The sequence below is a fragment of the Actinomadura sp. NBRC 104425 genome, from assembly GCF_030269545.1.
Lineage (GTDB): Bacteria > Actinomycetota > Actinomycetes > Streptosporangiales > Streptosporangiaceae > Spirillospora > Spirillospora keratinilytica.
This window is the reverse complement of record NZ_BSTN01000115.1, coordinates 1-439: the sequence shown is the minus strand read 5'-3', so window position 1 is coordinate 439 and position 439 is coordinate 1. Positions and strand designations below refer to the sequence as shown.

The following is a 439-nucleotide window of genomic DNA, read 5'->3' as shown; positions in this document are numbered from 1 at the left end:
GGCCCTCCGGCCGGGCGCTGCGAGCGCAGCACCATGAAGTCGGCCGACCCGGCGAACCGGCCCATGGCCGTCCCGTCCGGCAGCACGTCCAGCCGCACCAGGGCACCGCACCCGAAACCGGGCGAGTACGGCGCCACGATCACCCCGCCCGGCCTGGTCTGCTCGATCCACGCCCGGGGGATCTGCGGCACCGCGCACGTGGCGTGCACCCGGTCGTAGGGCGCTGCGGCGGGCCACCCCTCGGCCCCGTCTGCGATCACCACCCGGCAGTCGCACCCGGCCGCCTTCAGCCGCTCGGCCGCCTGCATCCCGAGCATGGGATCCACCTCGACCGTCGTGACGTTCTGCGCACCGACCCGCTCCGACAGCAGCGCGGCCGTCCACCCGGACCCGGTGCCGATCTCCAACACGCGGTGATGGTCATACGGGTCGAGCTGCT

General features: G+C 74.3%; 1 protein-coding gene. It reads right to left on the bottom strand.

Annotated elements, in window-relative coordinates:
• The coding region (locus QSK22_RS33355; protein WP_285498496.1) for a methyltransferase domain-containing protein at nucleotides 1-410 on the bottom strand (410 nt) is incomplete at its 3' end.
• Nucleotides 411-439: the final 29 nt, after the last annotated feature.